Origin of the sequence: Blautia sp. MSK.20.85 (assembly GCF_013317245.1) — a bacterium.
In the GTDB taxonomy this organism is placed as follows: domain Bacteria; phylum Bacillota; class Clostridia; order Lachnospirales; family Lachnospiraceae; genus Blautia_A.
This window is the reverse complement of the sequence record NZ_JAAIUN010000003.1, coordinates 113,505-134,350: the sequence shown is the minus strand read 5'-3', so window position 1 is coordinate 134,350 and position 20,846 is coordinate 113,505. Positions and strand designations below refer to the sequence as shown.

Annotated in this window: 20 protein-coding genes and 1 riboswitch; of the genes, 1 reads left to right on the top strand and 19 read right to left on the bottom strand. The window is 43.6% G+C overall.

Translation table 11 applies throughout. From position 1 onward, the window contains the following. Positions 1-10 precede the first annotated feature (10 nt). The 18 genes from G5B12_RS02880 to G5B12_RS02795 all read right to left on the bottom strand — a co-directional run bounded on the left by G5B12_RS02880 (position 11) and on the right by G5B12_RS02795 (position 19,208). On the bottom strand, positions 11-976 hold the full coding sequence (locus G5B12_RS02880) for an ABC transporter ATP-binding protein (RefSeq protein WP_021976430.1): 966 nt from the start codon (positions 974-976) through the stop codon (positions 11-13). Next, complete coding sequence (locus tag G5B12_RS02875; protein ID WP_021976429.1) at positions 969-1,754, bottom strand: ABC transporter ATP-binding protein; 786 nt, start codon at positions 1,752-1,754, stop codon at positions 969-971. The genes G5B12_RS02880 and G5B12_RS02875 overlap by 8 nt, the downstream gene beginning before the upstream one ends. Before the next feature lie 14 nt (positions 1,755-1,768). After that, positions 1,769-3,337: an ABC transporter substrate-binding protein gene (locus tag G5B12_RS02870; protein ID WP_174087705.1), complete on the bottom strand. Its 1,569-nt coding sequence runs from the start codon at positions 3,335-3,337 to the stop codon at positions 1,769-1,771. Positions 3,338-3,397: 60 nt separating this feature from the next. Continuing rightward, the gene (nikC, locus tag G5B12_RS02865) at positions 3,398-4,228 is read right to left on the bottom strand and encodes a nickel transporter permease (RefSeq protein WP_118071437.1); all 831 of its coding nucleotides are present in this window, start codon (positions 4,226-4,228) and stop codon (positions 3,398-3,400) included. Further along, a complete protein-coding gene (gene nikB, locus G5B12_RS02860; protein WP_174087704.1) occupies positions 4,229-5,167 on the bottom strand; it encodes a nickel ABC transporter permease in 939 nt (312 codons plus the stop codon). Positions 5,168-5,356: 189 nt separating this feature from the next. Then, positions 5,357-5,546: riboswitch (cobalamin riboswitch) on the bottom strand. A gap of 288 nt (positions 5,547-5,834) precedes the next feature. Continuing rightward, on the bottom strand, positions 5,835-6,794 hold the full coding sequence (locus G5B12_RS02855) for a M14 family metallopeptidase (RefSeq protein WP_118062897.1): 960 nt from the start codon (positions 6,792-6,794) through the stop codon (positions 5,835-5,837). Positions 6,795-6,889: 95 nt separating this feature from the next. Continuing rightward, a complete protein-coding gene (gene hisIE / locus G5B12_RS02850; RefSeq protein WP_174087703.1) occupies positions 6,890-8,170 on the bottom strand; it encodes a bifunctional phosphoribosyl-AMP cyclohydrolase/phosphoribosyl-ATP diphosphatase HisIE in 1,281 nt (426 codons plus the stop codon). A gap of 19 nt (positions 8,171-8,189) precedes the next feature. Then, the gene (gene hisB, locus G5B12_RS02845; RefSeq protein WP_174087702.1) at positions 8,190-8,777 is read right to left on the bottom strand and encodes an imidazoleglycerol-phosphate dehydratase HisB; all 588 of its coding nucleotides are present in this window, start codon (positions 8,775-8,777) and stop codon (positions 8,190-8,192) included. Further along, positions 8,777-10,087 (bottom strand): histidinol dehydrogenase, encoded by a 1,311-nt coding sequence (gene hisD, locus G5B12_RS02840; RefSeq protein WP_021976577.1) that lies wholly within the window; start codon positions 10,085-10,087, stop codon positions 8,777-8,779. Before hisD ends, hisB begins: the two co-directional genes overlap by 1 nt. A gap of 79 nt (positions 10,088-10,166) precedes the next feature. Next, positions 10,167-10,805, bottom strand: coding sequence for an ATP phosphoribosyltransferase (gene hisG / locus G5B12_RS02835; protein ID WP_118062901.1), 639 nt, complete (start codon positions 10,803-10,805; stop codon positions 10,167-10,169). After that, complete coding sequence (gene hisZ, locus G5B12_RS02830; protein ID WP_174087701.1) at positions 10,805-11,926, bottom strand: ATP phosphoribosyltransferase regulatory subunit; 1,122 nt, start codon at positions 11,924-11,926, stop codon at positions 10,805-10,807. The genes hisG and hisZ overlap by 1 nt, the downstream gene beginning before the upstream one ends. 109 nt (positions 11,927-12,035) lie before the next feature. After that, positions 12,036-12,569 (bottom strand): Holliday junction resolvase RecU, encoded by a 534-nt coding sequence (locus tag G5B12_RS02825; RefSeq protein WP_021976574.1) that lies wholly within the window; start codon positions 12,567-12,569, stop codon positions 12,036-12,038. 16 nt (positions 12,570-12,585) lie between these two features. Next, positions 12,586-13,143, bottom strand: coding sequence for a signal peptidase I (gene lepB, locus G5B12_RS02820; protein ID WP_021976573.1), 558 nt, complete (start codon positions 13,141-13,143; stop codon positions 12,586-12,588). Beyond that, entirely contained in the window at positions 13,127-14,095 is a 969-nt protein-coding gene (locus tag G5B12_RS02815) for an RluA family pseudouridine synthase (protein ID WP_118071441.1), read from the bottom strand. The genes lepB and G5B12_RS02815 overlap by 17 nt, the downstream gene beginning before the upstream one ends. A gap of 13 nt (positions 14,096-14,108) precedes the next feature. Continuing rightward, positions 14,109-14,729, bottom strand: a complete 621-nt coding sequence (locus G5B12_RS02810) for a hypothetical protein (protein WP_021976571.1) — start codon at positions 14,727-14,729, stop codon at positions 14,109-14,111. Then, complete coding sequence (locus G5B12_RS02805) at positions 14,692-16,611, bottom strand: YgiQ family radical SAM protein (protein WP_118062909.1); 1,920 nt, start codon at positions 16,609-16,611, stop codon at positions 14,692-14,694. The genes G5B12_RS02810 and G5B12_RS02805 overlap by 38 nt, the downstream gene beginning before the upstream one ends. A gap of 48 nt (positions 16,612-16,659) precedes the next feature. Further along, positions 16,660-17,472 (bottom strand): GTP pyrophosphokinase, encoded by an 813-nt coding sequence (locus G5B12_RS02800; RefSeq protein WP_118062911.1) that lies wholly within the window; start codon positions 17,470-17,472, stop codon positions 16,660-16,662. A 290-nt stretch (positions 17,473-17,762) separates the two neighbouring features. Beyond that, complete coding sequence (locus G5B12_RS02795) at positions 17,763-19,208, bottom strand: aminoacyl-histidine dipeptidase (RefSeq protein ID WP_118062913.1); 1,446 nt, start codon at positions 19,206-19,208, stop codon at positions 17,763-17,765. An 81-nt stretch (positions 19,209-19,289) separates the two neighbouring features. On the opposite strand from G5B12_RS02795, the gene G5B12_RS02790 reads away from it, so the two are divergent. Next, a complete protein-coding gene (locus G5B12_RS02790) occupies positions 19,290-20,225 on the top strand; it encodes a hypothetical protein (RefSeq protein WP_174087700.1) in 936 nt (311 codons plus the stop codon). On the opposite strand, the gene G5B12_RS02785 is transcribed toward G5B12_RS02790, so the two are convergent. Then, positions 20,202-20,840 carry a hypothetical protein gene (locus G5B12_RS02785; protein ID WP_021976566.1) on the bottom strand — a complete coding sequence of 213 codons (639 nt, stop codon included), beginning with the start codon at positions 20,838-20,840 and terminating at the stop codon, positions 20,202-20,204. The two genes, G5B12_RS02790 and G5B12_RS02785, sit on opposite strands and share 24 nt — an antisense overlap. Positions 20,841-20,846 lie beyond the last annotated feature (6 nt).

The following is a 20,846-nucleotide window of genomic DNA, read 5'->3' as shown; positions in this document are numbered from 1 at the left end:
TTGCCTTTCTTTATTTCTCAGTTACATAATGGCAGGCTACTTCATGTCCGGACTCTACCTCTGTAAGCACCGGACGGATCGTCTTACATTTCTCCATGCAGTGCTCACAGCGATTCTGGAACGGGCAGCCATGAGGAACATCCAGAGGGCTTGGAGCCTCACTTTCAATACTCTCGATCTTTTTGTTCTGATCCATATGAATGGAAAACTGAGCGCCAAGAAGAGCCTGTGTATATGGATGAAGAGATTTTTCTGCAACATCCTCTCCTGGAATTACCTCCACGATATTTCCAAGATACATTACCGCGATCTGATGAGCAAAAGAACGGATCAGCGCCAGGTCATGGCAGATAAAGAGCATGCTGATGTTTTTCTCCTTCTGGAGACGTACCAGCAGCTGGATCACGGACTCCTGTACAGAAACGTCAAGTGCAGAAGTCGCCTCATCACACACCAGGATCTCCGGTTCCAGGGAAAGTGCACGTGCAATACTGATACGCTGTCTCTGACCACCACTCATGTTATGAGGATAGCGGTCTACAAAATCTCCGGGAAGTTCTACCATTTTCAGAAGTTCTCTGGCTTTGGCTTCTTTTTCGCTTCTTTTCAGTTTCCCGTAATTGATCAGCGGCTCTGTAAGAATATCCACGATCTTCATTTTCGGGTCAAAAGATGCCAGTGGATCCTGGAATACCATCTGCATATTCTGACGGTTCAGCCAGGTTTCTTTTTTGGAAAGATTGGAGAGATTTTTTCCATGATAAAGGATCTCGCCACTGGTCGGCTTGTCAAGAGAGATGACCATACGGACAAAGGTGGATTTACCACAGCCACTCTCTCCTACGATTCCCAGAGTCTTTCCTTTATAAACATTCAAGTTCACATCATTGCAGGCTGTCAATGTTCTGCCACCGGAAGCCGGGAACTGTTTTACGATATGTTTTGCACTGAGCACGATATCGGATTCCTTAAACATAACGCTGTCCCTCCATTTCCGGCACTGCAGCCAGCAGTTTCTTTGTATAGTCACTGGTCGGATGATTCATGACTTCATCACGTGTTCCCTGATCCACAACTTTTCCGTGCTGCATAACAACCAGCTGATCGGCCATATAAGCCGCTACACCAATGTTATGGGTAACGATGATGATGCCGGTTCCGAAATCATCACGGAGCTCCATCATCTGGCGTACGATCTGTGCCTGCGTGGTTACATCCAGGGCACTGGTCGGCTCATCTGCAAGAAGCAGTTCCGGGTTAAAAGTCATAGCCATGGCAATACCAACTCGCTGGCGCATACCACCGGAAAGCTGGTGAGGATAACTTTTCATGATATTTTCCGCGTCTGGAAGACGCATTTTCTGAAGCATGGAGCAGCCTTTTTTCCATGCTTCTGCTTTGGATACGTCAGTATGTGTACAAATATACTCCACATACTGGCTTCCGATCTTGCGGATCGGATTCAGGGTTCCACCACAATCCTGAAAAATCATGGAAATGCGGGTACCTCTTAAATTTCTCCATTCATCCTTGGTATTGGAAAGCAGGGAATGTCCGTTGAACTGAATATCACCGGCACTGACCCGGCCACCCCCGGCAAGAGCGCCGAGGACAGCACGGATCACGGTTGTTTTTCCACTTCCACTCTCTCCTACAACACTGATGATCTCACCCTTCTTCATGGAAAGATTGAAATGCTCAATGGTAGGTGCCTGCTTTCCGTACTGAACAGAAAGATCCTTGATTTCAAGCATAAATAAACGCTCCTTTACTCGGCAAGAGTGATATCCTTTGTCAGCCAGTAGTAATCCATCGGATACATCTTAACTCCAGTTACTTTCTTATTGGAGAAGAGATAAGTTGTCTCATAACCGAAGAATACAGTTGCTGCATCATCCATAATATCCTGCTGGATGTCGATGATCAGATCTTTTCTTGCATCCTCATCGAATGTCTGAGCAAGCTCATCAAGAAGCTTATCTACATCCGGATTGTTGTATCCTGCAGTATTGTTTGCGGAAGAGCTGTACCAGTTCTCTCTTAAGTAGTTCTCCGGATCACCTGTGTTGGCAACCAGTACGTTCCAGATCAGAAGGTCATACTGACCGGAATCTCTCATGTCAAGAAGTGTCTCATAACTTACAGTATTCAGGTTTACATTGATACCGATCTCTTTCAGGCTGGCCTGTGCTGCCTGTGCGTATACACCAAGCTCTGCACGGCTTGTGTAAATAACGAAATCAAGAACAAGCGGATCTCCGTCCGGAGTCTCTACAAATCCGTCACCGTCAACATCTTTGTATCCAGCTTCCTCAAGAATCTTCTTTGCGCCATCCGGATCGTAAGCATTCTCATCTTTCAGATCATCGAATCCAAAGTCAAGTGTTGGAGGAACCGGTGCTTTACCGGCTGTTGCACCACCCTCAAGAAGAGTGTTGCAGTATGTCTCCTTATCAAGTCCGCGGAGAAGTGCCTGGCGAAGTGCCTTATCGCTGAGTGCATGATCCTCGTTCTGGTTCATGAATGCATAGGTGGAACGAAGAGACTGAAGCTCCTGGATGTCGTAATTGTCATTTCCCTCAAACTCAACCAGGTTCTCTGTTTTCAGGTTGTAAGCGATATCGATCTCACCTGTCTGAAGAGCCATGGAACGTGTTGTCTGGTCATCCACACATTTCAGTGTAACTTTATCAAGGGGAACTTCTCCATCCCAGTAGTTCTCATTTTTTACTACGACACAGGAATCTGTCGGGTTGAAGGACTCTACTGCGTAAGGTCCTGTACAGATCGGTCCTTCCATGGCAAATGTAGAATCATCTACATTTGTATCTACGATCAGAAACAGCGGGTCTGCAAGGCATCCGGCCATGTTTGCATTTGCTCTGTTCAGGTGGAAGATCAGGTTCTGTCCATCAACCTCGATGCTGTCGAGATCAAAGAATTCCGGAACACGGTCACTCTTTTCAGCGGTACGCTCGATGGAAGCTTTTACCATCTCTGGTGTCATATCGTCGCCGTTGGAGAATTTTACGCTCTCACGGATCTTGAAGGTCCATGTTTTTCCATCGTCGCTGTTCTCCCATTCTTCTGCAAGACATGGAACGATCTCACCGTTCTCATCGAATTTTGTGAGGCACTCTCCGATCGCATAACGGGATACTACCCAGCTGAAATACTGCTCTGTCGGCTCCAGTGTATCTGCAAAGCTTGTTACTCCGATGGTGATCTCCTTATCACTTTTTTTGTCACCTTTTGCCTGAGCCACTGTTGTCATGGAAAAAGTCATCATGCATGCAAGTGTAGCAGCCAGCACTTTTTTAACTACGTTATTTCTCATTTCATCCTCCTAAAGATAAATAATACTGATCATATGGTGTTGGTTTGTTACAGAGTTGTTTTATTGATCCTGGCGCGGATCCAGTACATCACGGATGCTGTCTCCAAGCATGTTGAAAACAACAACACAGATCACGATAGCGATACCAGGGTAGATCATAAGCCATGGCGCTTTTGCCATGTAGGTCCTTCCTTCATTCAGCATCAGTCCCCATTCCGGTGTCGGCGCGGTTGCACCAAATCCCAGGAATGAAAGGGAAGCCAGTTCCAGCATCATGGTTCCGATATCTGCCGCTGCAGTTACCACCATCTGGGTTACCATGTTGGGAAGAACGTGTACAAGAAGAATTTTCCAGGTCTTTGTTCCGTTTACCACAGCTGCCTCTATGTAAAGACTCTTCTTGACTTTCAAAACCATACTTCTTGCAAGGCGGGCATATTTTGTCCAGCTTACAGCCGCAATGGAGATAACGGCATTGACCAGATTCGGTCCGAGCATACCGGCAATGGCAATGGCCAGAACAAGGCCGGGGAATGAGATCATCATATCCGCGATACGCATGATCACTGCATCCACAACACCACCGAAATATCCGGCGATAACTCCTAAAAATGTACCGATCACAAAGATCACCGCAACCAGACATAAGGTCATGATCAGAGAGGTTCTTGTTCCGAAGATAACACGGGAAAGAAGATCTCGTCCAAGCTTATCCGTTCCGAACGGATGAGCGGAGCTTGGCTCCTGCAGTGATTCGGTCATAACTGCATCCAACGGATCATATGGGGAAAGCTGCGGTGCAAAGATCGCAACACCGATCACCACGAGACCCAGAATAAAGAAAAGAGTGAACTGTTTATTTTCTTTGAATGTTCGTAATACCTTTTTCAATTATCTATCCTCCTTAAGTCTTGGATCGAGATAAGTATAGGACAGATCCACAAGCAGGTTGATGCACATGTACAGGATCGCGATCCAGAGTACATAGCCCTGTACAAGAGGATAGTCACGACAGGAAATTGCCTTTACTGCCATATTTCCCATTCCAGGCCAGTTGTAAATGATCTCTACAACTGCAGTACCTCCCAGAAGACTTCCAAGGGAAAGCCCCAGCAGTGTTACCAGCGGAAGCATTACATTAGGAAGAACGTGTTTCCAGAGAATGACTCTTTCCTTGATCCCACGCATTCTTGCACCTGTGACATAATCCTGGTGAAGTTCCTCCAGTACTGCACTTCTTACCTGTCTGGTATACTTTGCAGACATGGCAAGTGCAAGTGTCAGCGCCGGAAGGATCATGGATTTAAAATCTGTACTGCCTCCGGCAACATTGATCCAGCGAAGCTGAACACCAAAGATGCTGAGAAGGATCAGGCCCAGCCAGAAGCTTGGAACAGATACTCCCACAAAGGTAATTCCTCTTACAAAATAATCCGGGAATTTGTTCTGATATACAGCGGCCAGTATTCCAAGCGGTATGGAAATAATGACCATCATCAGAAGTGCCAGCAACGACATCCTCAGCGTCGGCCAGAAACAGGATACCAGTTTATCCGTTACCGGCATTTTGAAAGAATAGGACTGTCCCATATCTCCTGTTACAACACCTTTCAGCCAGGAACCATACTGCACAAGAAATGGCTGGTCAAGGCCGAGATCATGTCTTGTCTGTTCCAGAAGTTCTGGTGTTGGAAGATTACCACACTCTGTCAACATGATCTCCGCAGGATCACCAGGTGACAGGTAGGTCAGTCCAAATGTGAAAAAGCTGATTCCAAATAATACAATGATAATCTGGAGAAATCTTTTTCCTACTTGTTTCTTTGTCACGTTTTACTCCTTTCCTCATTTGATGTGATTTTTAGCATAGCCGTTTCAACTTATATAAGATAATAATAACTATAATGGGATTCTTTATATGCAGAAAATGCATGGAATTTTAGAAATACGCACGAAAAAAGCCCGTGACGAAATACGGGCACACACAAAAAAACTTGCTTCCTATCTTCCGTAAGAATCATCTTAAAACAATTACAAGCAGGTCTCCTGACTCAGGCTCCTCACCCTCAGACACCTTCCCGGCCCTATTTCTCACGCACCCGGCCAGTGGTATTTTATCTGAGGATTCCCCATTACAGTGACGGGATCGTACCGGATTTACACCGGTTTCCCTATTAATCCTCTCGGAACTTGCAACGACTGATGTAAAAATCAGCAAATGCTGTTAAATTACGGATTTATTATATGATAAATCTATTGCTGTTGTCCATAGAAAAATGTTGTATTTTTAGAATATTTATCAATTTTGTCAAAGCTGTTTGAATTGTACATATACCCCGTTAGGTATTTAACAACTGAGTTTATCCGATTTGTCAAAAAAATACGGATTTTACGCGTTTGTTTTTACAAACAGAACAACAAACGGTAAAATCCGGTTTTCTTATCGCTTCTATAGGAATTGAATAAAACAATTTTTGGTGGAAAAGCTCTGCGAATATCAGGTCAGCGTCTCTGTGATCGCTGCATAGGCGATCATCGGTCCGTCCTCAATAATATTCAGGCTGGCTGTCTGATAAAGTACAACTCCATTTTCTGTTGCAATGGATGTATAAAGCAGGTTTCCGTAGTAATCTCTCAGTTCACCCAGGTCTTCTCCTTTAAAGAAGTACTCTCCAGGCTTTTTGGATGGATACCAGCATCCGGTATATGGTGCATATTCATATACCACATTTTCCAGAAGCATCTGACGGTAATGTTTCAGTCCGTGACATTTCTTCCCCTGAAGATGAAACACAAGATGACGGACGTCTCTTTTGTCCTGTTCCACTTCCTCCCAGGTCCAGTAACTGTGTCCGCCCCTCTCGATGAGAATGCTTGGAATTCCAAGAGAAGAAGCATAATTATAGGCACCACCTGTAGCAGTTGTAGAGCGGACCACATATTTGACACCGATATGTCTTGCCATATGTAAGGACTTCTCTGCCGTCTCTTCATCTACAACCCCTACATAATAAACATATGGATGAAGCTGCTCATATCCGTCTCCGCTGTGCAGATCAATATAATAATCCGTTATGGAAAAAAGTTTCGTCACCATGGTATAGGCAATGCGGTCTGCAGCTGTCCCCTCAGGATCTCCCGGGAAAACACGGTTCAGATTCTTACCATCTTCATAGACCATACTCATGGTACGATGTTCAAATCCACTGACATTGACCAGCGGAATGATGATCACATTTCCCTTCAGTTCCTCCGGCTGAAATTCTTTCGCAAGTTCCATCGCCGCCTGTATTCCTACATACTCGGCGCTGTGTACTCCTGCTGTGATCAGGATCGTCGGTCCGTCTTCCACCCCGCAGATCACAGTCGCCGGCATCGCCATGCCGCATCCTGTGATCTCAATCTTACCTTGTGCTTTTTCTCCTTTTTCGATCACCCAGTCATCAATTTTGATCATTGGCTGTTTCCCTTTCCCTTTTTCTTATATTTCCGCACTTTGTTCCGATAAGTATACCATGCCTAACCAAAATTGTATATGTCTTTTTTTTAATTCTATCTTTTTGCCAGTTCTCTGGTGATCTCTTCCCAGCTGACACCTTTTTCCACCATCAGTACCATCATGTGATAGAGAAAATCTGAGATCTCATACTTGATCTCTTCTTTATCCGGATTTTTGGCGGCAATGACGATCTCTGTACATTCTTCACCGACTTTTTTCAGGATCTTGTCAATTCCCTTATCAAAAAGATAATTGGTATAGGAACCTTCCTTCGGATTCGCTTTCCGGTCTGTGATCACATCGTACACATTCTGGAATACGTGGAGTGGATTGGTATCATCGTACTCTTTCTTCATCAGTGGTTTGAAGAAACAGGTACGGTTTCCTGTATGGCAGGCAGCCCCCACCTGATCCACCTTGGCAAGGATCGTATCATTGTCACAGTCAATGGTAAGGGATTTTACATACTGTACATGTCCGGATGTCAGGCCTTTTGTCCAGAGTTCATTCCGGCTGCGGCTCCAGTATGTCATTTTTCCCAGTTTCAGTGTAGTATCAAAAGCCAGTTCATTCATATAGGCCAGCATCAGCACTTCATCTGTCCGGTAATCCTGGACAATAACTGGAACCATTCCATCACTGTTTAATTTAAAATCGGACCATGCAATATTGCTTTTATAGGTATTCACCGGAATTCCGGCTTTTTCGCAGGTCTCTTTTAATGTATGCAGATCATTTTCAAGGCTGCTCACATAAGCACCGCAAAGTCCGGACACGGCGGTTTCCCCTAAAAGCTCCAGAACTTTTTCCTGACTGCTTTCGTCCGTGTGGAGAACAATGGAAATCTGCGAAATCTGTGCGATTTCATTTTCCACTGTATCCAGAGCCAGAACACTGTCTGCATAAGTTTCGATCAGCTCCTGATTTTCTGTAAATTCCTTCAGATCAGAAATACTGATCATCATACGTTCTTTTCCAAAACGTCTGGATACTTCCTCAAGAAGCTCAATATTACTTTTCTTTGAAAAATTTAATACAACCTTGGCACAGCCTGCATAGATCAGTTTTTTTACGTCTTCCATACGTTTGATGTTTCCTGCTGCGATCACCGGGATCTCGGATGCCTGGCAGATATCCCGGATCTTTCCGATCGCACGGCCATGCTCAGCATCTGCGGAAGAAAAGTCAAACACCAGAAGCTCATCTGCTCCATTGTCGCCGTAAAATTTTGCAAGTGTCTCTACATTTCCATCTCCGAAAAGATTTCTCTGTCCAAATCCTGTTACTGCCTTTTCTGCCTGAAGATAAAGGCATGGGATCAACTGTTTGTTCATAAGTAGTCTCCTTTATGTATCAGAGGCTTCCCTTGGTAGAAAGCACGTCTGTGATCCGGGAATCGTACTGTGTTGCCGCATCAAGGGCTTTGGCAAAGCTCTTAAACATAGCCTCTGCCACATGATGGCTGTTTCCGCCGGAAAGAACTTTGATGTGAAGATTCATTGCTGCGGAATAAGACACTGCATAAAAGAATTCCTTCACCATCTCGGTTGCCATATCTCCTATTTTCTCCGTGGAAAACTCCGCATCCCATCCAAGATAAGGTCTTCCGGAAAGATCCACTGCACAGAGCACCAGAACTTCATCCATGGGAAGAATACAGCTGCCATAACGTTTGATTCCTTTTTTGTCCCCAACTGCCTCACGGATCGCATTTCCAAGGACAATACCTGTATCTTCAATAGTATGATGATCATCCACATTCAGGTCACCGTGTACTCTCAAAGTAAGATCATACAGTCCATGACGCGTAAAGCCGTCCAGCATATGATCAAAAAAGCCAATACCTGTATCAACATCGGAACTTCCTGTTCCGTCAATATTCAGCTGCAGACGGATCTGTGTTTCTTTTGTGTTTCTTTCGATCAGTGCTTCTCTTGCCATTATTCGTTCTCCTTATCCTCTTCCTCAAAACGGACCGCAATGGAGTTTGCGTGTGCAGTCAGCTGTTCCGATGTGGCAAACTGGATAATGTCCTTGTGGATCTTCCGGAGTGCTTCTCTGGAATAATACACAATGCTGGATTTCTTAATAAAATCATCTACAGAAAGTGCGGAGAAAAATTTCGCGGTTCCATTGGTAGGAAGTACATGGTTCGGTCCTGCAAAATAATCTCCAAGAGGCTCAGAGCTGTGCTCTCCGATAAAGATCGCACCTGCATTTCGTACTTTCATCATATCTTCAAACGGATTCTTTGTGACGATCTCCATATGCTCGGAGGCAATTTCATTGGCTGCCTCAATGGCCTCGTCCATATCTTCTGCGATCAGGATATATCCAAAATTCTCTAGAGATTTCTCGATGATAGCTTTTCTGGAAAGTTTTTCAACAAAACCTTTTACCTCTGCGTCAACCTTATCTGCAAATTCTTCATTTGTTGTGATCAGGATCGCGGACGCCATCTCATCATGCTCTGCCTGAGAAAGAAGATCTGCCGCGATATAACGTGGATTTGCAGTCTCATCTGCAAGAACAAGGATCTCGCTTGGTCCGGCAATGGAGTCAATGCTGACATAACCATAAACTGCTTTTTTTGCAAGGGCAACAAAAATATTTCCAGGTCCTACGATCTTGTCCACTTTCGGGATACTCTCAGTTCCGTATGCAAGAGCTCCGATAGCCTGGGCACCGCCCACTTTATAAATTTCATCTGCACCGGCCTCATTGGCAGCAACCAGTGTGCTTGGATTCACCTTTCCGTCTTTTCCCGGAGGGGTTGTCATTACAATACGGTCCACACCTGCTACTTTGGCAGGAACGATATTCATCAGTACAGAAGATGGATATACAGCTTTTCCGCCTGGAACATAAACACCTACACGGTTCAGTGCAGTTACTTTCTGGCCAAGCATAGTACCGTCTGTCGTACTTGTGAACCAGCTGTTCTGAAGCTGCTTTTCATGATAGCTGCGGATATTTACCAGCGCTTTTTTGATCACATCAATCAGAGACGGATCTACCAGCTTATAAGCTTCCTCGATCTCCTCCGGTGTAACACGGATCGTCTCCTTTGTCACTTCAACTTTATCAAATTCTCTGGTAAAAGCAAACAGCGCTTCATCTCCCTCTGCCTTTACTTTTGCGAGGATATCTGCTACTGCATCCTCATATTTGCCATAATTATTAGGACTTCTTTTTAAGAGAGTTTCCAGAATATCTTTTGTAGATTCCTTGGTGAGTTTTACCTTACGCATAATAACTTCTGCCTTCTTTCTGTATTTATTCACAATCCGTTCCACTACATGCTCATAAGCAAATAAACAGCTTCACAGCTTATTTGACAACGTTTCGAAGTTCTGTGATCAGTTTACGGATCCTTTCATCTTCCATTTTCATGCTGACCTGGTTGACTACCATACGGGCAGACAGCGGGCAGACTTCCTCCAACACCTTCAGACCATTCTCGCGAAGGGTACTTCCTGTTTCCACGATATCCACGATGACTTCGGAAAGACCTACGATCGGTGCAAGCTCAATGGAACCATTCAGTTTGATGATCTCCACCGTCTGGTGTTTTTTATTATAAAAGTAATCCTTTGCTATGTTCGGGTATTTGGTAGCAACACGGATCAGCTGGTTGTTATTTAAAACTTCTCTGGCGCTTTCCGGGCCACATACGCACATGCGGCATGCTCCGAATCCCAGATCCATAACTTCGTAAAGTTTTCTTCCCTCTTCCAGAATGGTATCCTTACCTACGATACCAATATCTGCGGCACCGTACTCTACATAAGTCGGCACATCCGGGCCTTTCGCAAGGAAAAACCTGAGTTTCAGTTCCTCATTGGTAAAGATCAGTTTACGGGAATCCTTGTCACGCATCTCCTCACATGTAATACCGATCTTTTCAAACATATCCAGTGTTTTGTTGGCCAGACGCCCTTTTGTGAGGGCAAATGTAAGATATCTCATTATTCCTGCTCCTCCTTTTTCGGGCATAATGCCACTTTTTTACCTTCTCCTCGAAGTGTAATTGCTTCCTGGATCGCTTTTTTCAGCTCTCCCGGAGCATAGGTGATCACAACGGTCTTATCACCGGATGGAACGGTCAGCTTCTGTCTGGAAAGAGCAAGCATCAGGTTATCAACCACAATGGCAAATCCGATGGAAGAAGCCGGTTTTCCGAAATGTTTCATCAGCTCGTTATAACGTCCACCTTTGATCAGTGGTTCGCCGGTTCCATATGTATAAGCCTGGAAAATGATTCCTGTATAATAACGGAATTTACTGAGCATTCCAAAATCAAAAGCAATGTATTTCTCACAGCCATATACTTTCAGGATCTCGTAGATCTCTTCCAGACGTTTTACTGCGAAAAGTGCCTCCGGATTGGAGGTAAGTTTTTTTGCTTTTTCCAGAATTTCCACGGAACCGAACATCTGCGGCAGTTCCGCAAAAGCTTCTGAAAGGCTCTCGCTTAAATTCTGTCCCTTCAGAAGTTCTTCCACACCAAAATAATTCTTCTGGGAGATCAGTTCACGAAGATGTTCTTCCATCTCCGGTTCCAGATCTGCTTCTGCAAGCAGGGATTTATAATAATCTACCTGACCCACACTAACCTGGAATTCTGTAAGTCCTGCTGCTTTCAGGCACTCTACTGTCATGGCAAGGATCTCCGCATCTGCTGCTGCGGAATCATCTCCCATATGCTCCACACCCATCTGGGTATTTTCTTTCATCTGTCCTCTGTAACTGGAATTGTTGATAAATGTATTTCCTGTATAACAAAGTCTTACCGGTCCCTTTTCCGGATCAAAATATGTAGCACACGCTCTGGAAACCGATGGTGTGAAGTCAGGCCTTAGAACAAGGGTATTTCCCTCTCTGTCAAAAAATTTATAAAGATCTTTGGATGGGATTGTTCCCACTTCATTACTGAACACTTCAAAGTATTCAAATCCCGGTGTTTCTATATCTTCATATCCATATCTTGAAAACACCTGGTGGAGCTCCCTCTGGAGCCGTTTTTTGCGGCTGCATTCCTCTCCATAAATGTCCCGCACACCTTCAGGTGTATGAAAAATACGCTGCATGTTCATTTCCTCCGTAACACTTTTTGAATTTTCTGCGTTTCGCTTTAGTTCGCTACCATGCTACCACAGAAAAACTTAAATTTGATTATATAGGAAACTTTTCCAAAAGTCAATCCCGTAATTGCAGATCTTTCTGGATCCCCTCCAGATAAGGAACCAGAAATCCGCTTTTTGCCGGAAGATAAAATTCCTCGTCCAATTCTTCCCGGCGGAAACTTTTTCGTCCGCCCTCTTCCATCCGTTTCCAGAATTCTTTCAGTTTGCGTAAAGTAAGATAATAAAAAACATTATCTGCGCTGAAATAGATCAGAAAAAAAGAAATCCCCTTCTGCTTCTCAAACTCCTCCATAAAAGCTACCTGATGAGGATGAATGTTTGCAAGGGGAAAGGTCTTTACACAGCATTCTTTGGCATCGAAGCAGACAGGAATTCCCTGCACTGCTCCGATATAATCTACAGTACTTTTCTGTTCAAAATATGCCAGTGTGATATGTCTTGTATTCTTGTCCATTTTTACCGGCGTGATGGGAGTTGGAATTTTCTGGATCAGAGCCAGTCCTTTTTCGCGGTACTGCTCATTGGTACGATTGACAAGTTCCTCCAAAGTGGAGCCTCGAAGCCCTCTGCTGTTCCACGTTGCCATAAAATAAAACCCTTCTTTAATTCAAAAGCTTGATGGACGGGAAATAACGGATCTCCGCTTTTCCAACAATCTGATCGAAACGCACAAAAGTATTGGTCCAGTATCTGGAATCCTTTGAATTGTTTCGGTTATCGCCCATCATAAAGTAACAATTCTCCGGTACTTCATAAGGGCCGAAACTTCCAAGCGGTGTCTCCGGTACATAGGAATCTTCCAGTGGCGTTTCCGAATCATTGATATAAACTTTACCATCTATAATCTCAACTTTGTCTCCCGGAAGTCCGATAATACGTTTGATAAACAGCTGGGATTCGTCATCCGGATACTTAAAGATCACAATATCAAAACGCTCCGGATCTTTCCATTTCTTGGATATTTCATTTCCAAATACATTCATATTAAAACCATACGCCAGGCGAAAACCAAAGATCCGGTCACCGGTCATGATGGTATTTTCCATGGATTCCGACGGAATCTTTGCATTGATCAGTACCACATTGTTGATAACAAGGACCACCACTACCACAATGATGATCATTTTTACATAATCCCACACTTCATTCCAGATTTTCATAATAAATTTCCTCCAACTGCTCCTCTTTTAATGTTCTGAGAAAGATTTCCGGTATCGGCGCTGTGAAGGTCTTTCCGGAAAGATAAGAAAGTGTTCCTGTAAGAACCGGAAACTCCATGCAGAAAGAATGCAGAAGCTGTCCTTTCAGATTGCTTTCATTTTTTCCGTACTTTGGATCACCCACGATCGAATGCCCTTCTGATGCAAGATGTGCACGGATCTGATGTGCACGTCCTGTGATCAGTTCTACCTTAAGAAGAGTCCGTTTTCCATTGTTACCAAGCGGAAAATATCGGGTCTCCACAGGAAGGGTATTCTCTTTCTCCTGTTTGTATATTGTTACTTTATTATTTTTTTTATCTTTGGAAAGATATCCTTTGATATATTTTTCCTGTTCCAGTACACCCTCCACAAGACACAGATAATACTTATGGAGATTTCTGGATTTAAACATTTCCGAGAGTTCCTGAAGACCGGCAAGACTTTTTCCGGCTGCGATCAGCCCGGTAGTGTTGCGATCCAGACGGTTACACACAGATGGCCGAAAAGTTCTTAAATCCTCCTCTGTAAGGCTTCCAGTTTCCAGAAGATACCCGGTCAGATATTCCACCAGTGACGGAGTGCCATCATCTCCGGGCTGGGAAAGCATCCCTGACGGTTTGTTGATCAGAAGGATATTCTCATCTTCATAAATAATGTCCAGTTTATGATATGCCCTGGGAGCTTTATCGGTACCGCTGAATTTCTCGAAAGTTTCATCACTTAAAAATAACTTCACATGATCACCAGAAAGCAGTTTCTCATTTCCGTTTGCTTTTTTTCCGTTAAGTGTAATATTTTTTTTACGCATCATTTTGTAAAAAAAACTTTTTGGCGCTTCTTTAAGAAGCTTGGCCAGATATTTGTCAAAGCGTTGTCCGGCCTCATTTTCATTAATGATAAATTCTTTCATTATAACAGTGCTCCTACAGACAGATTGCCAGGATCGTATGTTTGATCAGCTCTTCCCTGGAAAGATCCGGATACCGTTCATCTGGTGTAAACTTGATTCCATTCCGTAAAGATTCTTTATGTTCATTCATAGAATCCAGACGTTCCAGATAGGGCTTCAGATCTTTCAGGATCTTTACATCTACTTTATAACCGTTTTTGCGGACAATTTTCTGAGACTGTTCTGCAAGATACGATATATCCACCTTTGGATCACTGGTATATCCCACAACCGTATTTCCACATACAGCCACAGCATCAAGATAACCGCTCTTTTCATAAAAAGTCATATACATTTCATATGCCATCACAAGATCACCGGCATGTTTCCGGATTTCTTCATACAGTTTCCTGTCCATAGGATGCCGCATCAGGATCATGATCAGGCTTACCATGGATTTACAGCCAGGAAGACATCCTACAACCGTCAGAACTGTCCAGACAGTCATCCTTGTACCATTGACCGCCCATGCTACGAAAAAAACGAGAAGCGGAAGCGAAAATAATCCAGCTGTGATCAGAAGTCTTCGCTTCTTTTCGCTACTGAAATAGCCAAAATCACCTTTTTTTGTTTTTCTTTTTCTGGTATTTTTCATGTGCCGAACTCCTTGTCTGTGTTTTTAGATTTCTTCGATCTGTACTTCTGCTTTCAGGATTTTTTCCTTTGGAATTTTTTCTCCGAAGTTCTCTTGGATGGATCAGGCACTTTGGTCCAAAACCTACCAGATCCATACGTCCGGTCATTTTAAGTCCCTCGAGGATCAGTTCCCGGTTCTCCGGATTTTTGTACTGCATCAGAGCACGCTGAATTGCCTTTTCATGAGGATTTTTCGGAACATAAACTTTCTCTCCGGTCAGAGGATGTATTCCCGTATAATACATACAGGTAGAAAGAGTTGAAGGTGTCGGGTAAAAATCCTGCACCTGTTCCGGTGTAAATCCAAGATCACGAACATATTCCGCAAGTTTTACAGCTTCCTTCATGGTACATCCCGGATGAGATGACATAAAATAAGGAACTGCATACTGCTGCTTGCCTGTGCGGGCATTGGCCGTTTCATATTCTTTCAGAAAACTTTCGTAAACTGCATGTTTCGGTTTTCCCATATATTTCAGCACTTCATCAGAAACATGTTCCGGTGCCACACGCAGCTGGCCGCTGACATGATATTTTACAAGCTCATTCAGAAAAGTTTTATCCGGATCTGCCACCATGTAATCAAAACGAATACCGGAACGGATAAATACTTTTTTGACTTTTGGTAAATTCCGAACTTTTCGTAAAAGCTGCAGATAATCTTTATGATCCACCGTCAGATTTTTACACGGAGAAGGAAACAGGCACTGGCGTTCCCTGCAGACTCCTTTTGTCAGCTGTTTCTTACAGGAGGGATGTCGAAAATCCGCAGTAGGACCTCCCACATCATGAATATAGCCTTTAAAATCTGGGTCCTCTGTCATTTTTTCTGCTTCTCTCAGAATGGATTCATGGCTTCTTGTCTGAAGAATGCGGCCCTGATGGAAAGTCAGCGCACAGAAATTACAGCTGCCAAAACAGCCTCTGTTGCTGGTCAGACTGAACTTGATCTCTTTCAGTGCCGGAATCCCTCCGTCTTTTTTATACATGGGATGATACTGGCCTGTGTAAGGCAGGTCATAAACATCATCCATTTCCATCTGTGTCAGAGGCTTCGCCGGAGGATTCTGAATCACATAGCCGCGGTTTCCATAAGATTCCACCAGCGGCTTTGCAGTGAATGGATCCGTGTTGCGATATTGGATGGCAAAACTGTCCGCATAAGCTTTTTTGTCTGACTGAACCTGTTCAAAAGCCGGAAGGATCACGGGTTCGTAGACTCTGTTAATATCATGGCTTTTAAAAACAGTGCCTGCCACATAAGTAATCTCCTGTACCGGAATTCCACTTTGCAGTGCCTCGGCAATTTCCAGGATCGAGTGTTCTCCCATTCCATAAGAAATAAGATCTGCTCCGGAATCAATAAGAATACTGTGCTTGACTTTGTTTTCCCAATAATCATAATGTGCCATTCTACGAAGGCTGGCTTCAATTCCGCCCAGAATGATAGGCGTATGTTTATAGCTCTGACGAATCAGATTGCTGTATACCACACTTGCCCGATCTGGTCTTAATCCCATTTTTCCCCCGGGAGAATAGGCATCTGTACTTCTGTGTTTCTTGGAAACAGTATAATGATTCACCATGGAATCCATGTTTCCTGCTGTAACGAGAAAACCCAGGCGCGGTTCCCCGAACACCTGGATACTCTCTTTCTTTCGCCAGTCCGGCTGTGGGATCATCCCTACACGGTAGCCTCTACTTTCCAGAAGACGTCCGATGATAGCTGATCCAAAAGACGGATGATCTACATAGGCATCGCCTGTCACATAGACAAAATCAACCGTATCCCAGCCTTTTGACTTCATATCTTCCCTTGTAACCGGTAAAAAATCCTGCATTTATAATTCCTCATATGTATTATGTGCTTACTGCTTCTGGTCTATCTATTACATGCTATGATGTACAGCCTGGGCACGGTATCCCTCGGCAATAATATCCAACTGTCTGTGGAATCGCTCCAGCTGACGTAAATCTTTGGTTTTGAATACTCTTAAAAATTCATCCTGGATCTTGCTGACTTCCCGTTCGCTGGAAACACGGTAAAGATTCTCAATATTATTCAAAATATCCTTCACAAGATTGGATTGCATCTGTGAAGAATTCTGTGCATCCATGATCTCATTCCGGACAGAAGACATTTCATGATCCAGGGAAATGATGGCATCTGATGCTTTGCTGAGACGTTCTGCGACATGCGGCGGCATGTCGCCTTTATATTTATATTGAAGAGAATGCTCAATGGTAGCCCAGAAATTCATTGCCATCGTACGGATCTGAACTTCCACCTGAAGTCTCTTGGGGCCGTCGATCGTCTCTACTATATAGTAAAGGATCATGTGATAACTCCGATAACCGCTCTGTTTAATATGAGTCAGATAGTTCTTCTCACTTTTTACTTCCATATCTGTTCTTCTTCGGATGATTGCAGCGACTGTATCAATATCTTCTTCAAACTGACAGATGATCCGGACACCTGCAAGGTCTTCCACCTCGGTTTCCATCTGTTCAATAGGAATATGTTTGCGCTGCATTTTCTCCAGAATACTGGATACACTTTTTACTCTTCCACTGACTTGTTCAATGGGTGAATATCGATCATTCTCACGGTATTCTTCTATCATATGTTCAAATTTGACTGTCAGTTCCTTGACAGCCAGCTCGTAAGGGCACAGAATACTTCGCCATAACTGTATTTCCATGTTGCTCGCTCCTTATTATCTGCCGTCAGTCTCTTATTTTTTGTTGTGGTGATGGCGGCATACATTTTTTATTATAACATATGTTTTGAAAAAATAGGGATTCTTTATCAATTTTTTATTAAAAAATTATAGAAAAATTTTCTTTTTTGTGTGATGCATCCACAAAGCTATATATATGCAGGAATGAATATTTTATGAATTTTTTGCTCATTTTTTCAGAAATCAGAAAAAGCCCTGAAGAGAAACATGTTTCTGCTTCAGGGCAAAAGATACCGTTGATCCGGTTATGATCAGTCTTTCAGATTTTCAAGAACCTTTACAAGGTAATTCCATACTCTTTCTGTGGAAGCGATACTTAATACTTCTTCCGATGTATGAATATCCTTCATATCCGGTCCAAGAGATACACAGTCAAGGCCTTCCATTTTTTTGTAGAAAAGCCCGCATTCAAGACCTGCATGGATTGCCACAACTTCCGGTTTATGACCATACATTTCTTCAAAAATCTCCACCATCTTATCTCTTAATGGAGAATCTTTCCGGTATTCCCATGCAGGATATGCACCCTGTACTTCATAATCTCCCCCAAGAAACTCTGTAAGATATTCGATTTTATCAGATATTGCGCTGCATGCCGCATCTACGGAACTTCTTACACTTGAACTTGCAAAGAGCTCGTCCTCATCCAACCGAAGAATTCCGATATTACTGGATGATTCCACCAGACCTTTAATAGTCCCACTCATTTTCTGGATTCCAAATGGTACATTCTGAAGATAGAATACAATCTTCTCCTGGCTTGTAGGATGAAGGACCTGAGCTGTCTCTACTCCATTCTCTTTCACTTCAATGGTAATATTCTCATCAGAGCCGGTATATTCCTCCCTGATCTGCTCCTGGAGTTCTTTTGCGTATGCTTTTACTTCTTCTGGTGCATCAGTCAGAAACTCTGTGATGCATTCTCTCGTAATGGCATTATCCTTCTGGCCACCTGCAAGAGAAATCACTGCATAATCTGCCTTTTTCTTAAGGCCATAAAGGAAACGTCCCATCAGCTTGTTGGCGTTAGCTCTGTTTTTATCAATCTCAGCACCGGAATGTCCGCCCATAAGTCCGCAGACCTTAACCTGTATCTTAGTTCCCTCGCCCTCGACGCGCTGAACCGGAATATGACTGATCCCTGAAAGGCCACCTGCGCAACTGATCCAGAGACTTCCCTCTGCCTCAGAATCCAGATTGATAAATCTTCTGCCTTTCAGTACGCTGCAATCCAGTCCTACTGCACCAAGAAGGCCAATCTCTTCATCAACCGTAAATAACACTTCAAGTGGTGGATGCGGAATATCTGTACTCTCAAGAAGAGCAAGGCCATAGGCAACAGCAATACCATCATCTCCGCCAAGAGTTGTTCCATTAGCAGTTACATAACCGTCTTTTACAGAAATATTTAATCCGTCTTTTGTAAAATCATGTTCTACATTCGGACGTTTCTCACATACCATATCCATATGGCCCTGAATGATAACTGTCGGAGAATTTTCATATCCTGACGTACCTGGTTTATAGATGATCACGTTATTCATTTCATCCTGTACGTATTTAAACCCGTGATCTTTCGCAAAATTCACAAGAAAATCACTGATCTGTTTCGTATTTCCGGAACCGTGAGGAATCTTACAGATCTCCTCAAAATAATGAAAGACTCTCTTAGGTTCACAATTCTCTAATGCTGGCATAAATTCTGCCTCCTTCTGCTCCATAAATTCATTTATTTTTATAATAATCATATACTGTAAAAAAAGCAAGGCCGGGATCTTATGAAATCGAAAATATTAACACTTTTCAGTATCTGTCTGCTGCTTTTTCTGCTTCTTCACCCGGACGAAGGGCTCCTGGGTGCCAGGGACGGATTGACGCTGTGGCTGAATGTTATGCTTCCAACCCTGCTTCCCTTCCTGATCTTCACCGGAATTCTTTTAAAAGCCGGAAATCTCACAAAACTCCTGAATCCATTTTCCCTTCTGTGGGAAAAATGTTTCGGTCTTTCTCCAGCCGGAGCCTATGTTCTGATTCTGGGTTTTCTGTGCGGTTACCCTATGGGAGCAAAGATTGCCCATGATCTTTACATAAATGATCAGATTTCCAAAAAAGAAGGCGAATATCTTCTTTCTTTTTCCTGCAACGCCAGTCCTGCTTTCGTTGTTTCCTATCTGACCGGCAGCATTTTGCAGAACAGAATCCATCCGATGCAGATAGTCCTGATCCTGTTAACTGCTGATCTTTTCTGCATGCTTTTTTTTCGATTTCTGATATATCATGGAAACACACTGACTCCTGCCAAAGTTAAATCCATAAAAAAAGAGACATACCAGCAGGACTCCACAGGAGTCATCCTGGATGTCTCGATCATGAACGGATTTGAAACCATCACACGGCTCGGGGGCTATATTCTGATATTTTCATTGGTATTTACATGTATCAGACATTACTGGCCATTCTCCGAACAGACCAGTATCCTGTTTACAAGTCCCATCGAGCTGACCACAGGATTACAGCAGATCGCTCACTCCCGGTATTCATGGAGATTTCGCTGTATATCCTCCATAACTCTTACCGCATTCGGTGGGCTCTGCGTTATGTTCCAGACAAAAAGTGTACTGGAAAACCGATTATCACTGTTTCCTTATGTTACATCCAAATGTCTGAATACATCCCTGGTTTTCCTGTTCTTAGTTCTCTCCGATATCGTCTAACAGTTCATCCTCATCACTATCACTGGAAGCACTGTCTTCGTCCTGGAAAGTATTGGAAATTGCAGCTGCCTGTGCAGTCTGTGGCGCAAGTTCCTGTCGGTTATGGTTTACAACTTCAAGACAACTCTGCAGTGCATCGATAAATGCTTTATATTTACCGCCGGCATCCTCAAGTGTCTGGTTCAGAACAGAACCAATATTCGCCATCATATCATCTGTATATGTGATCGCACTGAGACGGATACTGTTGGCATCCTGTGTTGCAGAATCAAGGATCTCCTGAGCCTGCTTGTTGGCAGCATTGATCGTTTCATTTGCCTGTGCATACGCCTTCTGCATGATCTCATGCTGTGTAACCAGCTCCTGTGCTTTCGTCTGCGCATCTGCGATCAGGCTGTCAGCCTTGGACTGTGCATCCTCAAGGATTGCATCCTTATTGCTGATGATCTTCTGATAACGTTTGATCTCATCTGGAGTTTTCAGACGCAGTTCACGTAAAAGTTCCTCAATCTCTTCTTTATTCACTACGATCTTGGTAGTGGAAAGAGGCTGAAATTTACAGCTGTCCACATACTCTTCAATCTCCTGAATGATCTGTTCAATTCTGCTGCTCATAAATAC